The 21,909-nt window shown below is 70.1% G+C and carries 16 protein-coding genes; 11 read left to right on the top strand and 5 right to left on the bottom strand.

What is annotated here, in order from left to right; all coding sequences use genetic code 11:
- Positions 1–12: 12 nt before the first annotated feature.
- The 9 genes from ASC59_RS10690 (at position 13) to ASC59_RS10650 (ending at position 9,414) form a co-directional block, all read left to right on the top strand.
- Complete coding sequence (locus tag ASC59_RS10690; protein WP_055821975.1) at positions 13–1,371, top strand: NAD(P)H-dependent oxidoreductase; 1,359 nt, start codon at positions 13–15, stop codon at positions 1,369–1,371.
- 118 nt (positions 1,372–1,489) lie between these two features.
- Positions 1,490–2,545, top strand: a complete 1,056-nt coding sequence (locus tag ASC59_RS10685; protein WP_055821970.1) for a sugar ABC transporter substrate-binding protein — start codon at positions 1,490–1,492, stop codon at positions 2,543–2,545.
- 57 nt (positions 2,546–2,602) lie between these two features.
- The gene (locus ASC59_RS10680; protein WP_055821966.1) at positions 2,603–4,105 is read left to right on the top strand and encodes a sugar ABC transporter ATP-binding protein; all 1,503 of its coding nucleotides are present in this window, start codon (positions 2,603–2,605) and stop codon (positions 4,103–4,105) included.
- A complete protein-coding gene (locus ASC59_RS10675) occupies positions 4,102–5,184 on the top strand; it encodes an ABC transporter permease (RefSeq protein ID WP_055821963.1) in 1,083 nt (360 codons plus the stop codon). The genes ASC59_RS10680 and ASC59_RS10675 overlap by 4 nt, the downstream gene beginning before the upstream one ends.
- A 14-nt stretch (positions 5,185–5,198) precedes the next feature.
- Complete coding sequence (locus ASC59_RS10670; protein ID WP_055821960.1) at positions 5,199–6,146, top strand: NAD-dependent epimerase/dehydratase family protein; 948 nt, start codon at positions 5,199–5,201, stop codon at positions 6,144–6,146.
- Complete coding sequence (locus ASC59_RS10665) at positions 6,143–7,069, top strand: NAD(P)-dependent oxidoreductase (protein WP_055821958.1); 927 nt, start codon at positions 6,143–6,145, stop codon at positions 7,067–7,069. The genes ASC59_RS10670 and ASC59_RS10665 overlap by 4 nt, the downstream gene beginning before the upstream one ends.
- An 8-nt stretch (positions 7,070–7,077) precedes the next feature.
- Positions 7,078–7,986 (top strand): amidohydrolase family protein, encoded by a 909-nt coding sequence (locus tag ASC59_RS10660; RefSeq protein WP_055821954.1) that lies wholly within the window; start codon positions 7,078–7,080, stop codon positions 7,984–7,986.
- A 69-nt stretch (positions 7,987–8,055) separates the two neighbouring features.
- Positions 8,056–8,541, top strand: coding sequence for a MarR family winged helix-turn-helix transcriptional regulator (locus ASC59_RS10655; RefSeq protein WP_055821950.1), 486 nt, complete (start codon positions 8,056–8,058; stop codon positions 8,539–8,541).
- A gap of 18 nt (positions 8,542–8,559) precedes the next feature.
- Positions 8,560–9,414, top strand: a complete 855-nt coding sequence (locus ASC59_RS10650; protein WP_055821947.1) for a 3-hydroxyacyl-CoA dehydrogenase — start codon at positions 8,560–8,562, stop codon at positions 9,412–9,414.
- 155 nt (positions 9,415–9,569) lie between these two features.
- On the opposite strand, the gene ASC59_RS10645 is transcribed toward ASC59_RS10650, so the two are convergent.
- Positions 9,570–10,379: an alpha/beta hydrolase family protein gene (locus tag ASC59_RS10645; protein ID WP_082513634.1), complete on the bottom strand. Its 810-nt coding sequence runs from the start codon at positions 10,377–10,379 to the stop codon at positions 9,570–9,572.
- A gap of 295 nt (positions 10,380–10,674) precedes the next feature.
- Between ASC59_RS10645 and ASC59_RS10640 the strand changes: the two genes are divergently transcribed.
- The gene (locus ASC59_RS10640) at positions 10,675–12,084 is read left to right on the top strand and encodes a pyridoxal phosphate-dependent decarboxylase family protein (RefSeq protein WP_055821934.1); all 1,410 of its coding nucleotides are present in this window, start codon (positions 10,675–10,677) and stop codon (positions 12,082–12,084) included.
- Positions 12,085–12,135: 51 nt separating this feature from the next.
- Here the strand turns inward: ASC59_RS10640 and ASC59_RS10635 are convergent, their stop codons facing one another.
- The 3 genes from ASC59_RS10635 to ASC59_RS10625 form a co-directional block, all read right to left on the bottom strand.
- Entirely contained in the window at positions 12,136–12,543 is a 408-nt protein-coding gene (locus tag ASC59_RS10635) for a hypothetical protein (protein ID WP_055821930.1), read from the bottom strand.
- 169 nt (positions 12,544–12,712) lie between these two features.
- Positions 12,713–13,540: a nuclease-related domain-containing protein gene (locus ASC59_RS10630; RefSeq protein WP_055821927.1), complete on the bottom strand. Its 828-nt coding sequence runs from the start codon at positions 13,538–13,540 to the stop codon at positions 12,713–12,715.
- Positions 13,541–13,779: 239 nt separating this feature from the next.
- Positions 13,780–15,156, bottom strand: a complete 1,377-nt coding sequence (locus ASC59_RS10625) for a GNAT family N-acetyltransferase (protein ID WP_055821924.1) — start codon at positions 15,154–15,156, stop codon at positions 13,780–13,782.
- A gap of 279 nt (positions 15,157–15,435) precedes the next feature.
- On the opposite strand from ASC59_RS10625, the gene metH reads away from it, so the two are divergent.
- Positions 15,436–19,017, top strand: a complete 3,582-nt coding sequence (gene metH, locus ASC59_RS10620) for a methionine synthase (RefSeq protein WP_442915095.1) — start codon at positions 15,436–15,438, stop codon at positions 19,015–19,017.
- Here metH and ASC59_RS10615 read toward each other — a convergent pair.
- Complete coding sequence (locus ASC59_RS10615; RefSeq protein ID WP_055821919.1) at positions 18,905–21,892, bottom strand: ATP-binding cassette domain-containing protein; 2,988 nt, start codon at positions 21,890–21,892, stop codon at positions 18,905–18,907. The genes metH and ASC59_RS10615 overlap by 113 nt on opposite strands.
- Positions 21,893–21,909: the final 17 nt, after the last annotated feature.

Below are 21,909 nucleotides of genomic sequence, written 5' to 3'. Positions count from 1 at the left end.
AGAAAGGCGATCGTGAACCTTCACCCCCTCCTCCAGCAGCGTGAGCGCGAGGGCCGCCCGATCCGCGTCGGACTCATCGGCGCCGGCCGCTACGGCACCATGTACCTCGCCCAGGCCCGCAACATCCCCGGCATCCACGTGGTCGCAATCGCCGACATCAACGTCGCCCGCGCACAGGGCGCCTTCGCCCTGGTCGACTGGCCGGCCGAGGCCATGGCCGACTCGATCGACGAGGCCATCGCGAACCGGACGACGACGATCGTCGCGGATGCGGCTGCCCTCTTCGATTCCGACATCGACGTCATCGTCGAGGCCACCGGAAACCCGATCGTCGGCGTGAACCATGCACTTCGGGCCATCGAGACCAAGAAGCACATCATCATGGTCACGGTCGAGGCGGATGCCCTGGCCGGCCCGGCCCTCGCCCGCCGGGCGGAGGCAGCAGGCGTGGTCTACTCCATGGCCTACGGCGACCAGCCCGCCCTCATCATGGAGCTCGTCGACTGGGCACGCACGTCGGGCTTCGATGTGGTCTGCGCAGGCAAGGGCGCCAAGTACCTCTCGCACTACCACGAGATGAATCCCGACAACGTCTGGGACAACTGGGAGTTCTCGAAGGAGCTCACCGACTCCGGCCAGCTCAACCCCTACATGCACACCTCGTTCCGCGACGGCACGAAGGCCGCGATCGAGATGGCCGCCGTGGCCAACGCCGCCGGTCTGGTTCCGTCGGACGATGGCCTCACCTTCACGCCGGGCAACGTCGAGGAGATCGCGACGATCTGCCGTCCATCCGAGGTGGGAGGCGTGCTCGCCAACGGCGGATCGGTCGACGTCATGTCGAGCGTCACCCGCGACGGCGAGTGGATCCCGTTCAACACCCAGGAAGGGGTGTTCGTCGTCGTGAAGGCCACGAACGCCTACGTGTCCGGGTGCTTCACCGAGTATCCGTGGCATCCCGACCCCACCGGACAGTACGCGGCGCTCTACCGGCCGTACCACTACGTCGGACTCGAACTGAACGTCTCGATCGCGAACGCCGCACTCCGCGGCATCGCGACGGGGTCACCGACGGGCTTCCACGGCGACGTCGTCGCCACCGCCAAGAAGGACCTGACCGCCGGTGAGTTCCTCGACGGCGAGGGGGGATTCACGGTCTGGGGCAAGCTCGTCTCGGCCGAGACCAGCGTGCGGAACCGCCTGCTGCCCGTCGCCCTGGCACACCACGTCGAGCTCATTCACGACGTGGTCAAGGGACAGAGCGTGAGCTGGGGCGACGTGATCATCGACGAGTCGCTCGCGACCGCCCTGGAGCTGCGCCGCGAGACCGAGGCGCTCATCGACGTGGAGGCGCTCGCGCACCAGCGCTGACGTCACCATCACCGGTCCCCGCGCTCGCGGCGGAGAATGGAACCGGTCCCACCGCGAGCACCATCCGCACCACCTCTGGAACCTTCCAAAGACGAAAGGCAGCACAATGCAGCGACGAATGGGTGCGCTCGCACTCCTCGCGACCACGGCCACCGCAGTGCTGGCGCTCAGCGCCTGCACGGCCACTCCCGACGGCGGCAGCGCCGGAGCCGGTTCGACCAGCGGGGGCGCGGACATCGCCTCCCTGGTGCAGGCCGACACGAAGACCGACATCGCCGACGTCGAGAAGGCGCTCGGGGACCCCGAGCCCGGCGACGGCGTCAAGCTCTGCTACGTGACCCGCACGCTGGCGAACGAGTTCTGGGGCTTCGAACGCGACGGCTTCGAGAACGAGGCCAAGAAGCTCGGCGTCGAATACCAGACCTTCGCCGTGAACGACGAGTCCTCCATCACCGAGCAGCTCGATAAGGCGCAGAGCGCCCTGAACCAGGGCTGCTCGGCCATCCTCGCGTCCCCGATCTCCGCGACGGCGCTCGACAGCGTCTTCACCGCGGCGCTCGACCAGGGCGTACCCGCCATCGTGCTGAACGACGCCCAGGGCACCATCCCCGGCGTCGTCTACGTGGGACCGGATGCCACAACCATCGGTCAGACCGCAGCGGACTACATCGCCGAGCAGCTGCCCGATAGCGGCAAGGTCGCGATGATCGAGGGCGACCCCGGGTCCTCCAACGCCCTCAACCGCGGCAAGGGCTTCAAGGCGGGTCTCGAGAAGCACCCGAACCTCGAACTCGTCGCCTCGCAGAGCGCGAAGTGGGACACGAACCAGGCCCAGACCATCGCAACGGCGATGCTCACGGCCAACCCCGACATCAAGGCGTTCTACTCCCAGAACGACGGCATGGCGCTCGGTGTCCAGGCTGCCATCGACGCCAAGGGCCTGACCGGCGACGTCATCCTGGTCGGAACCGACGGCATCCCCCAGGCCAAAAAGCAGATCGCGGACGGCACCTACACGGCGACGGTCAGCGAGCGCCCGACCACCGAGGGCGCGTCCGGAGTGAAGATCGCGCTCTGGCTGCTCGCGGGCAAGGAGGTGCCGGACTGGGTCGACGTTCCCGCGTTCATCATCGACGAGGCAAACGTGGCCGACTACCCGACCGGCATGCCCTGATCGGCCGACCCGGCCAGCCGACCGTTCGACGACGAACTGCATGAAGGAGTCCCTCTCATGACCGACACCCTGCTCGAGATCCGGAACATCGCCAAGTCGTTCCCGGGCGTGCGCGCCCTGGACGACGTGAGCTTCTCGCTCGATCGAGGAGAGGTGCTCACCCTCGCCGGCGAGAACGGCGCCGGGAAGAGCACTCTCCTCGGCATCATCGGCGGCTCACTGGCCCCCGATCGTGGCTCGGTGTACGTGGACGGCGTGCGGCGCGGTGAGTACTCCCCGCGCCGCGCGCTCGCCGAAGGCGTCGTCATCGCCCATCAGGAGCCGGCCGTCGTTCCGCAATTGACCGTGGAGCAGAACCTGCTCCTGGGCAAGACGCGGGGCGAACGTCGGGCCGCGGCCAGCCAGGTCGCGGAGGCTCTGGCCGACGTCGCCAGGATGGGGTTCCCCCTGGACCGCCGCACGCCGCTCTCGCGGCTGAGCCCGGCCCAGCGGCATGCGCTCACCATCGCCAAGTCGTTCGCGTTCGGCGCCAAGATCGTCGCGCTCGACGAACCGACCACGTCGATGGTGGAGCAGAACGTCGAGGCGGTGCTGCTGCGGGTGCGCGAACTCGCGGCGGAGCGCGGCGTCGCGGTGATCTTCGTGTCCCACAAGATGCCCGAGGTCATGACGGTCTCCGACAGGGTGGTGGTCCTGCGGGACGGACGGGTGGGCTATCAGGCTGCCATCGCCGACACCACGACAGAGGACATCGTGCGCAACATGGTCGGGCGGGAACTGCTCGGCTTCACACGCGAGCATCCGGTGGCGGCGGATGCCCCGGTGCTGTTCTCGGCGACATCCGTCACCAGACCCGGCACGCAGTACACGAACGAGATCGCGGTTCGCAGGGGCGAGATCGTGGGCATCGCCGGACTGGTCGGTTCCGGGCGCACCGAGTTCCTGCGTGCCATCGTTCGGGCGGACCCCGGATGCAGTGGCGTCATCACCATCGACGGTGTCACCGAGCGCATCCACACTCCGAACGACAGCCGGGATGCCGGGATCGCGTTCATCCCCGAAGACCGCAAGCAGCAGGGGCTCGCCCTGCAGATGCCGGCCTACGCCAACATCTCGCTGACAGCTGCTCCCGATCTGGTCGGCACTGGTCCGTTCCTCAGCGTGCGCCGGCAGGTGGACGTCTCGACGCAGATCGCGCAGTCACTCGCTCTCAAGCCCGCGAACGTGAAGCTGCGCGCACGCCAGTTCTCAGGTGGCAACCAGCAGAAGCTCGTGATCGCCAAGTGGCTGCGGCGCGGCTCGAAGGTCTTCCTGTTCGACGAACCGACCAAAGGGGTCGACGTGGGCGGCCGCGCAGAGATCTACGGACTCATCGACAAACTCGCCGCGGCCGGCAACGCCATCATCGTCGTCTCCAGCGACCTCCCCGAGATCATCTCGCTCAGCGACCGGGTGCTCGTCATGAGCGGCGGACGCTTCGTCTCCGAGCACATCGGCGACGACATCAACGAACACAGCCTGGTGGCCAGCGCCATGGGCATTGCGAAGGGAACATCATGAGCAACGACGCTGCGACCACCCGACCGGGCAGGAAGCTGACCATCAATTTCCAGGCGATCGGCATCTTCATCGCCGCCGCCGTCATCTTCATCATCTTCGGCATCCTGAGCCCCAACTTCCTCACGCTCGACAACCTGCGCGACGTCGCGGTGTCGGCGTGCGTGAACGCCCTGATCGGCATCGGCCTCACCTTCGTGATCATCACGGGAGGCATCGACCTCTCCGTCGGCTCGATCGCGAGCCTCGTCGGCATGGTGTCGGCCAACATCATGGTGAACGAGGGCGTGGCGCCCTTCCCCGCCCTGCTGGCCGGCATCCTGCTCGGCTTCAGTGCCGGCGCCGTCAACGGGTTGCTCATCACGATGCTGAAACTGCCGCCCTTCATCGCGACGCTCGGAACCATGAGCGTGTATCAGGGGCTCGCCTACGTGGTCACGAACGGAACACCCGTGTACAACGTTCCCCAGGAGTTCGTGCTCATGCTGAACAGCTACATCGGCGGGATTCCGGTCATCGTGATCATCGTGATCGTCGTGGCGATCCTCGCCTGGCTGCTGCTGCGGCGCACCGTCTTCGGCCAGAACGTGATCGCGATCGGCGGCAGCGAGGAGACGGCCTGGCTGTCGGGCATCCGGGTGAACCGCGTGAAGATCCTCGTCTACGGCATCTCCGGTGCGCTCGCCGCCCTGGCCGGACTCGTGGTCGTCGCGAGGATCAGTGCTGCGCAGTCAGAGGCTGGAAGCCCCTACCTGCTCACGGCCATCGCCGCAGCCGTCATCGGCGGTGCCAACCTGATGGGTGGAGAGGGCCGGATCGCCGGCACCCTCGTCGGAGCCCTCATCCTCGGTGCGCTGACCAACGGCCTCGTGCTGCTGAACGTCCCGAGCTTCTACGAGCAGATCGTCACCGGTCTCGTCGTGATCATCGCCGTCGCCGTCGACCAGGGCAGCAAGGGCTGGCCCATGATGAAGCGCGGCGGTCGCGGTGACCGTGACAAGCCCATCCCGGCACCGCTGACCTCCTCGGTCGCTGCCGTGGGCGGCGCGGAGGCGACCGTCGGCACCGGGGCATCGAAGTGAGGTCGGCACCCGTGATGAGTGCCCTCGGGTCGGTCACCGGCCGACGGGTGCTCGTCACGGGTGGAGACGGACTGATCGGCCGCGCCGTCGTACGGCGACTCGCTGCGGCCGGCGCCCTGGTCACGGCGCTCGACCGCAGCGCGGATGATGCTGCGAGGCGAGCCGACGAAGCCGGTGCCGTCTCGTATCGGCAGGCATCCGTGACCGACGAAGCCGCGGTGCTGGACGCCATCGCGGGTCAGGATGCCGTCGTCCACCTGGCCGGCATCCCGGGCCTCGGCTTCACGGGGCCGGGCGAGATCTATGCGGCGAACGCGCTCGGCACCTTCCTCGTGCTGAATGCCGCGGCGGAGGCCGGTCTCGCCAAGGCCGTCTTCGCCTCCAGCATCAATGCGTTCGGCCTGCCGTTGAACGCCCAGCCGGTCCTGCCGTCGCGGTATCCGTGGGACGAGGACGAACCGGCGGACATCGGCGATCCGTATTCGCTGTCGAAGCAGGCGAACGAGGCGGCGGCTGTGGCGATCGCCCGATGGTCGGGCCTGGCCGTCACCGGCCTCCGCTATCCGTTGGTGCGCGACATCAGGGCCGAGGGAGGGCGGGCGTTCGCTCGTCACATCCGGGCGGCGCTGCGCGGTGACCCGCGTCGTCAGGCGTGCGAGGGCTGGACCTACCTCGACGTGACGGATGCAGCGGAAGCGACGCTCGCTGCCCTCACCCACGAGACTCCACCGGGCCCCGGCATCCTGGTGGCCGCGCCCAACACCTACCTCCGCCAGGACACCGAGGACGCACTGGAGCAGATCGCGCCGGCGGTCCCGAGAGAACGGTTCGAGCGCCGCGAGGTTCCCGTGAGGCTGGACCGTGCCGTGAACCTCCTGGGGTTCACCGCCGCGGTGCTGCTCGAGGACGTCGACCCGACGCTGCTCGCCGACCTCTCGGGCAGAGACGAGGGCACGGCATGAGCGCGCCCGATGTCGCGCTGCTCGGGCTCGGTCGCATGGGCGAGCCCATCGCCCGCCGGCTTCTCGCGTCGCGGGGCGCGCTCACGGTCTGGAACCGGTCGCCCGACAAGGCCGCTGCGCTCGTCGAGGCCGGGGCGTCGCTCGCTGCGACACCGGCCGACGCAGCGGCATCCGTCACCCTCACCGTTCTGACGGACCTCGTCGACGTCGAGCAGCTCCTCGAGGGCGACGGCGGGCTCCTGGCGGGCTGGCGCCGGAACGGGGTGCCCGCGCCTGTGCTCGTGGTGCACGGGACCGTCTCTCCGGTGGCGGTCGCAGAGCTCGGTGAGCAGCTGGCGCTGCACGGCGTCGCGGTCGTCGACGCGCCCTTGAGCGGTGGCGTCGCCGGGGCCGAATCCGGCGCCCTCAGCGTGATGGTCGGGGGAGCGCCCGATGCCGTGGAACGGGCCTGGCCCGTGCTCGATGCGGTCGGCTCGACGGTGCTCCATCTCGGCCCGCTCGGCAGCGGGGAAGTGGCCAAGGCCTGCAACCAGGTCGTCGTCGCGGCGACGGTCGCGGCCCTCTCGGAGGCCCTCGTGCTGGCCGACGCCACAGGCATCGATCGCGGCCAGCTGCTGCAGCTGCTAGGCGGAGGGCTCGCGGCATCCGAGGTCCTCGCCCAGAAACGCGACCGGTGGCTGAGCGGCGACTTCGACGGCGGCGGCAGCTCGGCCAATCAGCTCAAGGACCTGCGTTTCGTGGCTGAGGCTGCGCGCTCCACCGGGCTGACACTGCCGGTGGCGACCGCCCTCGAGCAGGTGTTCGAGCGCGCGGTGCAGGATGGGGATGGGGTCCTCGATCACTCGGCCGTCGAACTGTCGATCGCCCGCCACGGCGCCGCGGCAGCGGTCGCGCCATCCGTCGCGCCATCCGGATCGGACTGAAGGAATCCATGCTCGACCTCGACGTCATCGATGCCCATCACCACCTCTGCGCGCTCAGCACGGCCTCCTATCCGTGGCTCGAGGGGCCGAGGGTCGAGCGCTACCACGGCGATGACTTCCCGCTGAGGCGGGACTACCTGCTGTCCGACTACAGGGCCGACGCCCTTGAGATCGAGGCGATCGGAGCCACGCTGGTGGGCTCGGTGCATGTGGAGAACGGCGCTGGGGACCCCCTCTGGGAGAGCGCCTGGGTCGACGGCATCATCGCCGCGAACTCCGTTCCGAGCGTGCAGGTGGCGAAGGTCGACCTTCAGGCACCGGATGCCGCGGATCGGATCGCCGCGCACGCCGCGCTGTCATCGGTGCGAGGTGTCCGCGACATCCTGAACTGGCACGAGAACCCCTTCTATGCGCATCGCGATCGAGCAGACCTCATGCAGGACCCGGCCTGGCTGAGGGGCTTCGCCAGCCTGGGCTCCCACGGCCTGTCCTTCGACCTGCAGGTCTTCCCGGCGCAGTTGCAGGCGGCGGCGGCGCTCGCCGCGGCCCACCCGGAGGTGCCGATCGTGCTGGACCACGCCGGGATGCCCATCAAGCGGGACGCCGACTCCCTCCGAGCCTGGAAGCGCGGGTTGACCCGGGTGGCTGCTGAGCCCGGCACGATGGTGAAGATCTCGGCGCTCGGCACGAACGATCATCGCTGGTCGCCGGAGAGCATCCGTCGCATCGTGCTCGACACCATCGACGTGTTCGGGCCATCGCGGTGCATGTTCGGCAGCAACTTCCCGGTCGACGGCCTCTACTCGGGGTTCGGCGCCCTGTACGAGGCGTTCGACCAGATCACCGCGCGATTCGATCGCGCTGAGCGGGAGCAGATGTTCGCCGGCACGGCCCGGCGGTTCTACCGGATCCTCTGACGCTGGCTATGTTGCAGAAGGCAACACTCAGGCGTACTGTTGCATAAGACAACAGAGGGGAAGGTCACCGTGTCCGAACAGCGAGACGAACACGCGGCGAGCGTGCTGCGCGCCCTCATCCGGATCTCCCGGCGTGGAGTCGCCGACGCCCGTACGGCGGGGATCCGACTCTCCCTGGCCGACCAGTCGATCGTCGCGTTCATCGTCGACAATCCCGGCAGCCGCTCCACCGACATCGCGCGGGAGTTCCTGCTGAACCGGTCGACCGTCTCGCGGCAGCTCGCCAACCTCACGAGGCTCGGCGTCGTGCGCGAGGCGACGGATGCGGCCGGCCGGGGCCGGCCGCTCGAGCTGACCCCAGCGGGATGGGACGCCTACCGCGAGAGCCTCGGCATCCTGCAGAACGTCGTCGATGCGCAGATGGGCGACTGGAGCGACGCCGAGGTCGCAGCATTCGCCGCCGCACTGGCCCGCTTCAACGCCGCGCATGTCCCGACGGCGACGGCGGATGCGGCATCCGCCCCCACGACTCCACAAGAGAACCCACACAAGTAAGAAAGCAAGAAGGAAGTCATGTCAGAACTGACGAAGATCACAGTGCTCGGAACCGGCGTGCTCGGGTCGCAGATCGCGTACCAGACCGCGTTCTCAGGACTCGAGGTGGTCGCCTACGACATCAGCGCCGAGGTGCTCGAGCAGGCGAAGGCGCGCTTCGCCGCCCTCGCCGAGACGTACACCCGGGAGGTCGCCGGCGCCGCCGACGGCCGGGCCGCTGACGCGCTCGACCGCATCCGGCTCTCGGCCGACCTCGCCGACGCGGTCGCGGATGCCGACCTCGTCATCGAGGCGATCCCCGAGAACCTCGCACTCAAGCGAGACACCTACACGAAGCTGGCCGCCCTCGCTCCGGCGCACACGATCTTCGCGACGAACTCGTCGACGCTCCTGCCGAGCGACCTGTCCGGCTTCACCGGCCGCCCAGAGCGCTTCCTGGCTCTGCACTTCGCCAACCATGTCTGGGCGCAGAACACCGCCGAGATCATGGGAACGCCGGTGACGGATGCCGCCGTCTTCCAGAGCGTCGTCGACTTCGCATCGTCGATCGGCATGGTGCCGATCGAGATCAGGAAGGAGAAGGCCGGCTACCTGCTGAACTCGCTGCTCGTCCCGTTCCTCGACGCCGCCGGTGAACTGGTGGTGGGTGGCTACGCCGATCCGGAGACCATCGACAAGACCTGGCGTATCGGAACCGGCGCTCCCCTCGGCCCGTTCCAGATCTACGACATCGTGGGACTCACGACCGCCTACAACATCTCCTCGCACGGCGGAGAGAAGCAGCAGGCGTTCGCCGCGTACCTCAAGGAGAATTACATCGATCAGGGCAAGCTCGGCACCTCCACGGGTGAGGGGTTCTACTCCTACAAGTAGGGGGCTCCGCTGACGGGTGATCTCGATACGCGTCCGACTGCGTCGGGCGCTACTGGACCAGCGGGGCTGGGTCGGGCGCTACTGGATCGGCGGGGCTGCGTCGGGCGCTACTCGATCAGCGGGGAGCGGGGCTCGGGGTTCGGGGGCGGCGGGGGTCATAGCAGGTGCTCGCTGAACCACTCCACCGCGAGCACGTCGTAGTCGGCCGCGGCTTCGGTCTGGGGTGCGGGCTCCATGCCCGGCTCCTCCGCCAACGCGTGGGCGACGCCCTCCATGAGCTGCAGGTCTGCTCCGGCGGCGACGGCGAACAGGCGCGCAGGCCCGACGAAGGCCGGCTCGTCGTCGAGGCCGGCGATGACGCGGACGGCGGCATCCGTCGCCGTGATCTCGTCGGCGCGGGCGACGAAGTCCATCTCGGCGGCGACCCTGCGGGACTCCGGGTGCCACGAGTAGGCGTCGCCACCCAGGAAGTCGGCCATCGCATCGATGTTCGGTGCGAGCTGCAGCATGGGGCTCACGAGCACGGCCGCCGAGGCGCCGGAGGTGCCGCTCGCGAGTACGCCGGCGGCGACGGCGGACCCGGCGGAGCCGCCCAGCAGGCCGAGGGCGGCACCGTCGGCGACACCGAATCTCTCGCTCAGCTCGGCGAACGCGGCAGGGAACTCGGCGATGGCGCCCTCGAGGATCGGTGCGAACAACTGCATCACGACGTCCTCCCCGGCGCGACGCATGATCTCCTCGAAGCCGCCATCGGGCATGCGGTCGCCGCTGAGGGGAAGGCCGAGGTAGAACACCGTGGCATCGAGCCCGGCGAGCGGGAGGGCGGCCGCGAACGCCGCCGGGGTGCGCGGAGGATCGAGCAGGTGCCAGGCGACGATCACGGGGGCGGATGCCGACACCGCCTGCCGGGCGACGAACGGGACTCCGGCTGCTGTCGTGCCGCTGATCAGTGCTGAGTCGGTCATGACCTCACGGTAGCGGGAGCATCCGACACCCACGAGGGCTGTTGCGCGCCCGTTCCTCAGCGCCGCGCCTCGGATTTCGGGCGCGCGCCGGAGAAACGGCAGCGCAGGCACGGGCGGGCGGAACGGGCGGCGCGTGGGGCCGGTGCTGCGAGCGTCGCGGCGATTTCCTGCACGACGGCACCCGAACGCGCTCGAAGCCCCTGCTCCAGTGCGCAACACTGCGCGTCGCATCCGTTTCACTGGGTGGAGCCCAGCTGTTCTCCCGGAGTCGGCGGCTGAACGGAAAGATGTACCCATGAACGCAGCACGCGGAACCACTCCCGCAGCCGGAACCCAGACCACCCGCATGCACGAGGTCTCGAAGGAGACCAGCGACATCGTCGACGTGGTGCTCGAATACTCGCGGCGACGCATCCTCAGCGCTGACACCCCGCTCGACAAGCCGTTGAGCGCGGCGGAGCTCGAGCGCCTCGCCGGCCGCTCGATCGACGAGAAGGGCATCGGCGCCACCCGCGCTCTCGCCCTGTTCGAGCACGTGCTCGCACCGGCCTGCATCACGACGGACCACCCGCAGTACCTCTCCTTCATCCCATCCGCCCCGACGAAGGCGGCGATCTCCTTCGACCTCGTCGTGTCGGCCAGTGCGCTGTACGGCGGATCCTGGCTCGAGGGCGCCGGCGCCGTCTTCGCCGAGAACGAGGCCCTCGGATGGCTCGCCCGGGAGTTCGGCCTGCCCCCGACCTCCGGCGGCGTGTTCGTGCAGGGCGGCACCCTGGGCAACCTGTCGGCTCTCGTCGCAGCCCGCGAGCGTGCGCGCCTCCGCGTGACCGAGCGCGGCGACGAACAGCCGCGCCGCTGGGTGATCGTGTGCAGCGCCGAGGCGCACTCGTCGATCGCCTCTGCCGCGCGCGTGATGGACGTCGAGGTCGTGCCGGTCGCCCCGGGCGCCGACGGCATGCTCACGGGCGATGGCGTGCGGGCGGCGCTCGTCGAGCACGGGGCATCCGTTCTCGCGGTGGTGGCCACCGGGGGATCGACGAACTTCGGCATCGTCGACGACATCGCCTCGATCGCGGCCCTGAAGGACGAGTTCGAGTTCTGGCTGCACGTCGACGGCGCCTACGGCCTCGCGGCCATGCTGTCGCCGCTCGCGAGGCACCGCTTCGCCGGCGTCGAGCGCGCCGACTCGGTGATCGTCGATCCGCACAAGTGGCTGTTCGCCCCGTTCGACGCCTGCGCCCTCATCTACAGCGACCCCGAGTCGGGCCGGCGCGCGCACACGCAGCACGCCGAGTACCTCGACACCCTCACCGAGACCAGCGACTGGAGCCCATCGGACTACGCGGCGCACCTCACCCGCCGCGCGCGCGGGCTGCCGCTGTGGTTCTCGCTCGCGACCTACGGCGGCCAGGCCTACCGCGACGCCGTGTCGCACTCCATCCAGCTGGCGTTGGACATCGCCGCCGAGATCGAGAAGCGCCCCGGCCTGTCGCTGGTGCGGGACCCGCAGCTCTCCGTCGTGGTCTTCGAGCGCGACGGATGGGCCAAGGCCGACTACGACGCCTGGTCCGCGCGCCTGTTGGAGTCGCAGCACGCCTTCGTGACGCCGTCGTCGCACGCCGGTCGGCCGAACGCGCGCTTCGCGATCATCAACCCGCTGACCACGTTCGACCTGCTGGTGGGCATCCTCGACACGATGGAGTGACGCCGACGGCGGCGCTGGCGGTGGCGGTGGCGCTGTCGCTGTCGCTGGCGGTCAGGCGGCCCCCGCGGCACGCACGCGCAGCAGCCGGAACTCCTCGCGCCCGAGCAGCCGGAGGATCGCGGCGCGGGGGCCGCCGAACGCCTGCAGGCCGGCATCCGTCGTATAGGGCTCGATTGCAGCGATGCTGTACTCACGACCACCGGAGACGATGACGCAGGTACCCGCGGCCACGATGTTGCGGTACCAGTTGACGTCGTCGCCGTAGGTGAGCTCGGCGACGAAGCCCTCGGGAACCCGCGCCAGGATGAGCGGGGTCTCGAAGGTGCGTCCGCTCGTACGGCCGACGTGGCGCACGAGCGAGAACGGGCCGTGGCCCCAGCGTGCGAGACCGAGCGTGAGCCGGTTGAGGGTGTTCTTCAGCACCCAGAAGTACCCGCGCTTCACTCGCCCCGTCGCCATGCAGCCAGCCTGACATCCGTCGGCTCGCGGGTCGAGGGGGCGGTCTGAGTTTGCAGGACGAGCCGCACGATAGGGGCTGTGGGGCGCCCATCGTCGCTGTGGTCCTGTAAACGTGGCGCGAGGCGAGCGAGAGCGGGCCGGCGGGGCGACGCGGCCGCCTGAGCCGGGCTCAGCCGAGCATGAGCGCGATCGCCGGCATCAGCTGCGTCACGGCGACGGCGCCGACGGAGACGGCCACGGCGCCCAGCCAGATGGCGCGCACGTCCCGGGCCGTGCGCACCTCGTGCTGAAGTGTGGCGAACTGCTCGAGATTCGCGTCGGCGAGGGCCTCGGTCGGGTTCGAGTGCCAGGTCGACGGATGCTCCGCGGCGGCCACGACAGGCGTCGTCTCGAGGGCCGGCGTCCGCCGCCGCCGTCGAAGCCAGCGCACCAGCTGGGTGTCGGCGAGCACCATGACGTCGCTCGGCTGCTGCTTGACGGTGATCGTCTTCGCGCCGACGAGGGCGATGACGGGGCGCACCACGATGTCGCTCCCACTGGCGGCGCTCAGCAGGCGGGTGGCGCGCTCGGCCTCGTGCCGCGCGTTGCGGAGGTAGTCGGTCGGCTGGCCGTTGACGAGCAGCTTGCGGGCACCCACCCAGACCCGGGCATCGTCGTGGTGCTTGGTGTTGATCGTGTAGACGCCCGACGGCCCGATGACGACATGATCGATGTCGCTCTCGCCGCGGCCGACCGGAACGGAGTGCAGCACGGTCCAGTCGGGTCCGAGCTGCCTGAGCCGGGTCGCCACGGCCAGCTCTCCGAGCGCTCCGAGGTACCAGCTGCGCGAGTCCTCCGAGAGCGGACTGCGGCCGAGCACGCGGGCGAGGCGCCCCCGGTCGGGCACCTGCGACTGCTCGGCCAGGCATCGGGTGATGACGGATGCGCCCGCAGCACGGCTGCGGAGGGTGGTCGCTGCAGTGCGCGCAGGGTCGACCTCGGGGGAGAGAGCCGTCATCGGAGCCTTTCGTGGGTCAGGCACTCGACGTTACGGATGCGCGCGGGCTCGCGAGAAGTCCCCGTTCGCGGGCTGGCGGGCGGGCGCGCCGTCGTCGGCGCCCTCGTCCCCGGCCTCGTCCCCGGCGCGGGCCGATTCCGCTTCGCTTCTCTGGAAAGCGAGGACTTTCCGACGCGACGAGAACGGGGAGGAGCGATTCGGGCCGAATCGGCCCGAAAGTCCTCGCTTTCCAGAGGGGCCTAGAAGACGATGCTGAGGTGCGGGGTGCGCTCGGCGGCGAACAGGCGGTCCGCCAGCGCCAGCGTCTCGGGCTCGTCGGCCGTGATCAGGCCTGCGGATGCGAGCACTGTGGCCCGCACGCCGCCCAGGAAGATCGCCCCGAGCTGGTTGACGGTCAGGGCGAGCGTCGCCGGAGCGCCGGCGCCATCACCGGCACCGTCGCCGGCGTCGGCACCGGCGTCGGCATCCGCACCGGCATCCGCGTCCGCAGACACCCGCGTCACCGAGGCCGAGCCGTCGGGTGCAGCCTCGAGCCTGAAGCGCCCGCCGGCGAAGCCCAGGGCATCGGAGACCTCTAGGTCGAGACGGCCGGAAGCGCCGTACCGGCGGCTCTCGAGCGCCGCGATCGGGTCGAGCACGCGCACCCAGAGGAAGTCCTCGATCTCGCTCCAGCGCACGGCGCGCCTGTCGGTGATGAGGTGAGTCAGCGGCTCGTCGATCGACCTGTGGCGGGCACGGATGCTGGTCACGAGGTCGTGTTCGAGCAGGAACTTCCACAGGCCGGCGTAGGCATCATCAGTCGCCGCCGTGAAATGCTCGACCTCGAGCCGCACGATGTCGGGCTCCTGCTCGACCAGCCGGAATGCGGCCACGCCCTGCGCCGTGCCGTCGGCATCGTCGTAGCGCACCGTGCGGATCGACCGCCCGCGATCGCTGTCCGGCGAGATGAGGCCGAAGTGCTGGTCGAAGCGGCCGCCCCATCGGTCGATCTCGCCGGGGGTCCTGCGCACAGCGCGAGCCGAGATCCCCTCGACGACCGAGCGTGCCGCTGCAGGCTCGACGAAGTGCACCCGACCCGTCGGCGTCGGCCCCGCCCACGCGACGCGACGGCGGTCGACCTCCAGCGTCGCGACCGAGGTGGCCGGCGCATAGCCGTACCGGCCGTAGATGGTGGCCTCGCTCGCGGTGAGGATGGCGAGTGGAACGCCGGCGGCCGCCGCCGTGCGCAGCTCGCCCTCCATGAGCGCTCGAGCGATGCCGCGACGGCGGTGCGTCGCCGCGACGGTGACCGAGCTCACGGCCCAGGCCGGAACGATGGCGGGGCCGGGAACCGTGAGTTCGGCGACCCAGGTGCTGACGGTCGCGACGGGGACGGCGGCATCCGGGATCGTGTCGTCCCAGACGCCGGTCGTGCGGCGGTAGGCGAGGTTGGCGAAGTTCGCGTCGATGATCTCATCGCTCAGGCGGCCCTCGTGGAAGCCCCGCGAGTCGGCCTGGTCCCACGCCGCGAAGGCCGCGCGATCCGTGGTGTCGACCAGGCCGTAGCGCAGCCCGGTGGCGGCGAGAGCCGCGGTGGATGCTGAGTCGACGGGAAGCAGGCGGGCGTCGGCAGTCATGATTCGAGCCTAGGGCGCTCAGCGCGTGGACAGCGTCGAGCACGTCGGCTGCAGGTCGCGGGCGGCGTCCGGACTTCACCCGGCGAGAAGGACCCCGATGCGCGACGTGCCCGCGGATAGACTCGGCGCGTGAACGCGCCCGGAACGACCGCAGAGTCAGCACCAGCTGCAGCAGCAGCACCCCGCTTCGCCCTGGACATCGAGGCCGTCGCGCGTCCAGCCAGGTCCGAGGCGCTGCTGGAGGCCCTGCGCACCAGGGTCGTCATCGCCGACGGCGCCATGGGCACGCAGCTGCAGGAGTTCGAGCCGACCCTCGACGACTACCAGCAGCTCGAGGGCTGCAACGAGATCCTCAATGTGAGCCGGCCCGACATGATCGCCGCCATCCACGACGCCTACCTGGCCACGGGCATCGACGCCGTCGAGACGAACACCTTCGGAGCCAACTGGTCGAACCTCTCCGACTACGGTATCGACGATCGCATCCGGGAGCTGGCCCGCGAGGGGGCGCGCATCGCCCGCGAGCGGGTCGAGGCCGCAGAGGCGACGGATGCCGCGAACGGCGAGCCGGGCCGCATCCGCTGGGTTCTCGGATCGATGGGCCCGGGCACCAAGCTGCCCAGCCTCGGCCACACCACCTACGACCACCTCAAGCAGACCTTCGCGCTGCAGGCCCACGGACTCATCGACGGGGGCGCCGACGCCTTCCTCATCGAGACCTCGCAGGACCTCCTGCAGACGAAGGCAGCCGTGAACGGATGCAAGCAGGCCATCGTCGAGAGCAGCATCCGTCTGCCCATCTTCGTCGAGGTCACCGTCGAGACGACGGGGACCATGCTCATGGGCAGCGAGATCGGCGCGGCGCTCACGGCGCTCGAGCCCCTCGGCGTCGACGCGATCGGGCTGAACTGCGCCACAGGGCCGGCCGAGATGAGCGAGCATCTGCGGCACCTGTCGAAGCACTCCACCGTGCCCGTCGTCTGCATGCCGAACGCCGGCCTGCCCGTGCTCGGCACCCACGGCGCCAGCTATCCGCTGACTCCCGTCGAACTGGCGACGGCGCACGAGCAGTTCGTGCGTGAGTTCGGGCTGTCGCTGATCGGCGGATGCTGCGGCACGACGCCCGCGCACATGCGTGCCGTGGTCGAGCGACTGCACGGAACCGGCACCGGCACCGGCGCGGGTGGCGCCAACGCCGCAGGGACGCCGGTGGTCCCCGCCGTGCGGGTCATCGAGGAGGAGGCCGGCGTCGCCAGCCTCTACCAGCACGTCTCCTTCGACCAGGATGCCTCGTACCTTGCGATCGGCGAGCGCACCAACGCCAACGGCTCCAAGGCGTTCCGGGAGGCGATGCTCGACGAGCGCTGGGACGACTGCGTGGAGATCGCGCGCAACCAGATCCGGGTGGGAGCCCACCTGCTCGACGTGTGCGTCGACTACGTGGGACGCGACGGCGTCGCCGATATCCGCGAGGTGGTGTCGCGACTTGCGAGCGCCTCGACGCTGCCGCTCGTCGTCGACTCCACCGAGCCACCCGTGCTGCAGGCCGGCATGGAGCTCATTGGCGGGCGCCCGACCGTCAACTCGGTGAACTTCGAGGACGGCGACGGCCCCACCTCCCGCTTCGGTCGCATCATGCCGCTGGTCGCCGAGCACGGCGCCGCTGTCGTCGCGCTCACCATCGACGAGGAGGGGCAGGCCCGCACCGCAGACGACAAGGTGCGGATCGCCTCCCGTCTCGTCGACACCCTCACGGGCGAGTGGGGGATGCGCGTGGAGGACATCATCGTCGACGCCCTCACCTTCCCCATCGCCACGGGCCAGGAGGAGACCCGCCGCGACGGCATCGAGACCATCGAGGCCATCCGGCGCATCACCGCCAAGTACCCGGGTATCCACACCACCCTCGGCGTCTCGAACGTGTCGTTCGGCCTGAACCCCGCCGCCCGCTCGGTGCTCAACTCGGTGTTCCTGCACGAGGCGGTCGAGGCTGGGCTCAGCTCCGGCATCATCGACGCAGCCAAGATCGTGCCGCTCGCCTCGGTGCCCGACGACCGTCGCAAGGTCGCCCTCGACCTGGTGTGGGACCGGCGCGAGTACGACGCCGACGGCACGCTCGTCTACGACCCGCTCGAGAAGATGCTCGACCTCTTCGCCGGTGTCGACACCGCAGCGCTCCGCGACCAGCGCGCCCACGAGCTCGCGGCGCTGCCCGTCGGCGAGCGGCTCGAGCGGCGCATCATCGACGGCGACGCGAAGGGGCTCGAGGCCGACCTCGACCTCGCCCGCGCCGACGGCATGAGCGCGCTCGGCATCGTGAACGACCACCTGCTCGAGGGCATGAAGGTGGTGGGCGAGAGGTTCGGTTCCGGCGAGATGCAGCTGCCGTTCGTGCTGCAGTCCGCCGAGGTGATGAAGGCGGCCGTCGCCCTGCTCGAACCGCACATGGAGAAGACGACGGATGCGGGCAAGGGCCGCATCGTGCTCGGCACCGTGCGCGGCGACGTTCACGACATCGGCAAGAACCTGGTCGACATCATCCTCACGAACAACGGCTACGAGGTGATCAACCTCGGCATCAAGCAGCCGATCGCCGACATCATCAAGGCGGCCGAGGAGCACGACGCCGACGTCATCGGCATGAGCGGACTGCTCGTCAAGTCGACGGTGGTCATGAAGGAGAACCTGCTCGAGCTCAACACGCGGGGACTCGCCGGGCGCTGGCCCGTGCTGCTCGGCGGTGCCGCTCTCACCCGCGCGTACGTCGAGGACGACCTCGCCGGCCTGTTCGACGGCACCGTGCGCTACGCCCGCGACGCCTTCGAAGGGCTGGCGCTCATGGAACCGCTCGTGGCGATCGCGCGCGGCGCGGATCCGGCATCCGTCGGCCTTCCGGCGCTCAAGAAGCGCATCCACCGCGAGGGCAGCCTGCTCACCCTCACGGAGCCCGAGAACATGCCGACCCGGTCGGACGTGGCGACGGATGCCGCCGTGCCCGTTCCGCCGTTCTGGGGCACCCGCATCGTGCGCGGCATCGCGCTCGCCGACTACGCGGCGTTCCTCGACGAACGTGCCACCTTCATGGGCCAGTGGGGCCTGAAACCCGGACGCGGCGACGGCGCCGCCGGCTACGAGGAGCTGGTGCAGACCGAGGGTCGCCCCCGGTTGCGCTACTGGCTCGACCGCATCCTGGCCGAGGGCATGCTCGACGCCTCGGTCGCCTACGGCTACTTCCCCGTGGTGAGCGAGGGGGACGACATCGTGGTGCTGAACCACGGCGACGACCCGACGGGCGTGCTCGGAGTCCCTGGGCTGCTGGCCCCCGACGGCGGTTCGGTGACGGAAGGTTCCGCGCTCGGCTCCGACCGCCTGCGGTTCCACTTCCCCAGGCAGCGCCGCGACAGGCACCTGTGCCTGGCCGACTTCGTGAAGCCCCGGTCATCGGGGCTCGTCGACGTGATGCCCGTTCAGCTCGTCACCGCCGGGGCGCACATCGATCAGGTCACGGCCAAGCTCTTCGCCGAGAACAGGTACCGCGACTACATGGAGCTGAACGGCCTCGTCATGCAGCTCACGGAGTCGCTCGCCGAGTTCTGGCACGGTCGCATCCGCTCGGAGCTGGGCTTCGCGGCTGAGGACCCCACCGACGTCGCCGGTCTGTTCAAGCTCGAGTACCGCGGCGCGCGCTTCTCGCTCGGCTACCCGGCCTGCCCCGACATGGAGGACCGCCGCAAGGTGGTCGAGTTGCTCAAGCCCGAGCGGATGGGCGTCGAGCTGTCGGAGGAGCTGCAGCTGCATCCGGAGCAGTCAACCGACGCGTTCGTGTTCCATCACCCCGAGGCGAAGTACTTCTCGGTCTAGCCGGTCCGACCTTCGCCCGGCGCAGCGCCGCGAGGATCGCGGGGCCGGCCACGACGATGCCGACGACACTCGTGACGGCCCGCAGGGTGTCCCAGGTGAGAGTCGACGTGACCAGTGAGTACAGCAGGAACGAACTCGCGTTCGTGGCGACGGATGCTCCGGGCACGTAGGCGATGTCGGAGGCCGTGCCCACGGCGAACGGCCAGAACCACAGGTTCATGATCAGGCCGAAGGCGTAGGACGAGAGCACGCCGTAGACGGCGAGCATCGCGATCTCGACCGCAGGGCTGCCGGGCCGCCTTGCCTCCTGCATCCTGGGCCTCGGAAGGAGGCCGGCTCCCGCTCCCACCCAGCCGCAGGCGAACATTTGGAACGGCGTCCACGGGCCGAATCCGCCCCACAGGGTGGAGGACAGCGCGATGGTGAGGATGCCGAGGAGGAAGCCGAAGCGGGCGCCGAACACCCGGCCGGCGAGGATGAGCAGCACGAACAGGGCCTCGACGCCGCCGACGCCGGTGCTGGCGATGCGCACGGCCGCTCCGATGGCGGTGAGGGTGCCGAGCAGCGCGAGCGTCTTGGCGGATCGCACGGCACCGTCGAGGGAGAGCGCGACGGCCACCACGAGGAACGGGAGCAGGGCGATGGCGGCGATCGGAGCTGCAGCCTGCGCCTGGGCAGGCAGGGCCGGGACGAGCAGCGGCCACCCGAAGGCTGCGGCGGCCAGGAGGGAGCCCGCGAGAAGGATGAGCGGTTGCCAGAGGGTGGCGCGCGTGCCCGCGCTCGCAGAGGCCCGGACCTCACCTTCGCTCGCTGAGGCCCGGGCGGAGTCCGCGGTCGACGCGTGGTCGCGGGCGGCGCTTCGGTCGCGGCTTCGCCGGACCTCAGCGAGCGGGAGGTCAGGGAGCGGCAGGTCAGCGAGCCGGACGGCCTCACGCAACCGCCCCTCGCTCATCTCGAGCCCACGATCGGCGACCTCGGCGGCGAACGTTCTGTCGTGACTGGCGATCACCACCGCGCATCCGCTCGCCGCAGCCTGGCGGAGTGCCCCGGCCACCTGCGTGCGCGCGACCCCGTCGAGTCCGCGGGTCGGCTCGTCGACGAGCAGCACTCGTGGTGCTGCCGCCAACTGGATGGCGATGGCCAGCAGCCGGCGCTCCCCGGTGGAGAGGTCCCGCGGGTGCCTGAGTGCATGACCGCCGGGCTCGGAGCCCAGCAGCGACTCGAACGAGCGCTGGGTCGTGCCGCGCTCGGCCGAGCGGTCGGCCCGTCGGCACTCCTGGGCGACGGTGGTCGAGAACAGCAGGTCGTCGGAGGCGTCCGGAACGAGGGCGACGGACATGCGGCGGAGTCGGGCGGGAAGCGCAGCCACGTCGGCTCCATCGACGAGCACGGTTGCGGATGCGGCAGGCAGGGCCATCGCCGCGAGGAGGGATGACTTGCCGGCGCCGTTCGGCCCGGTGATCGCGACGATCTCGCCGGGGGCGAGGGTGAACGAGGCGTCGAGCACAGCGGGGCGGTCGCCGTGGCTGACGGACAGCCCGGTGACGCGGGCGATCGGCGTGGCAGCGGGCGCCGCAGCCGCCGACGCCGACGCCGACGCCGCAGCAGCCTCCGCCGACGCTGCAGTTTCTGCGTCGCGCTCATGAAACATCGGCAGCGCGACGGAGGAACTGCCGCGCCGCAGCTCGCCCTGCTCGATCGACAGCACCTCGTCGGCCACGTGCGCCAGCTCGCCCACGCGATGCTCAGCCACAAGCACGCACACGCCGGCGTCGTGCGCGAGCGCGCCGAGGAGGTTCGCGATGCGCTCCCTGGCGTCTCGATCGAGATCGGCGAGCGGCTCGTCGACGAGCAGCAGCGTCGGCTGCTGGATCACCGCTGCAGCGATGGCCACGAGGGTGGCCTCTCCGGCCGAGAGCGAGCGGATGTCGCGCCCGACGAGATCGACGATGCCGAGGCGCTGCGCCACCTCGCGCACCCGCGCGGCCACGATGACCGGCGCGACGCCGCGCACGTCGAGCGAGAAGCCGATCTCGTCGGCCACGCTCTCGCTGGCGAAACCGAGCCGCGGCTGCTGCAGCACCACGCCGACGAAACGCGCCGTGTCGCGCGGCGGCACGGTCAGCCTGTCGACACCCCCGATCTCGATGGTGCCGCTCGCCTCGCCGCCGTCGACGTGGCTGAACAGGCCGCTGCAGGCGTTCAGCAGCGACGACTTGCCGGAGCCGGTGGACCCGGAGAGGACGGTGAGGGACCCGGTCGACAGCGACAGGTCCTCGACGTGGAGCATCCGTCGCCCGTCGAACCCGAGGGTGAGGCCGCGCAGCACGACGGGGCGATCGCACCCGCCGTCCACGGGTCGGCTCGACGCGAAACCGCGCACCTCCATGGTGGCCGCCACGGCGACGGCGCGTTCGATGGTGCGCTCGAAGACGGGCACCAGCAGTGAGGCCGGCCCGCGCTCGGCACGCAGGCGGCGGGCGCGCCGCACGGAGCCGACGGCATCCGTCAGCCCGGGGAAGGTGGCCCACGCGATCACGAGGGACCGGGCGATGCCGCGGAACGGCCCGCCCCGTGCGCCCCGGGCGAAGAGGCGCGAGGCGTCGACGAGCGCGTTGAGCACGCCGAACGCCAGGATGACGAGCGCTATCGGGAGGGCGCTCTCGATGGCGACCTGGATGCCCCCTGTCGTGATGGGACCGAAGAGGGCGACATGGGCGAACGGCGGCGGAAGACGCACGGCCGGCAGGTCGAGGAGCACGAGGCCCGAGCCGCTGAGTCCGTTGAAGAGTGCTCGATACGCCAGGCGCAGCGCGATGAAGCCGACGGCGAGGAGCGCCGCGGCCTTCAGTGGGGCCGACCGGAAGCGGAGCATCAGGGCCTCACTCTCGC

This window comes from Leifsonia sp. Root1293, assembly GCF_001425325.1.
Lineage (GTDB): Bacteria > Actinomycetota > Actinomycetes > Actinomycetales > Microbacteriaceae > Orlajensenia.
The sequence above is the reverse complement of the archived record's forward strand: the minus strand, read 5'-3'. Positions and strand labels throughout refer to the sequence as shown.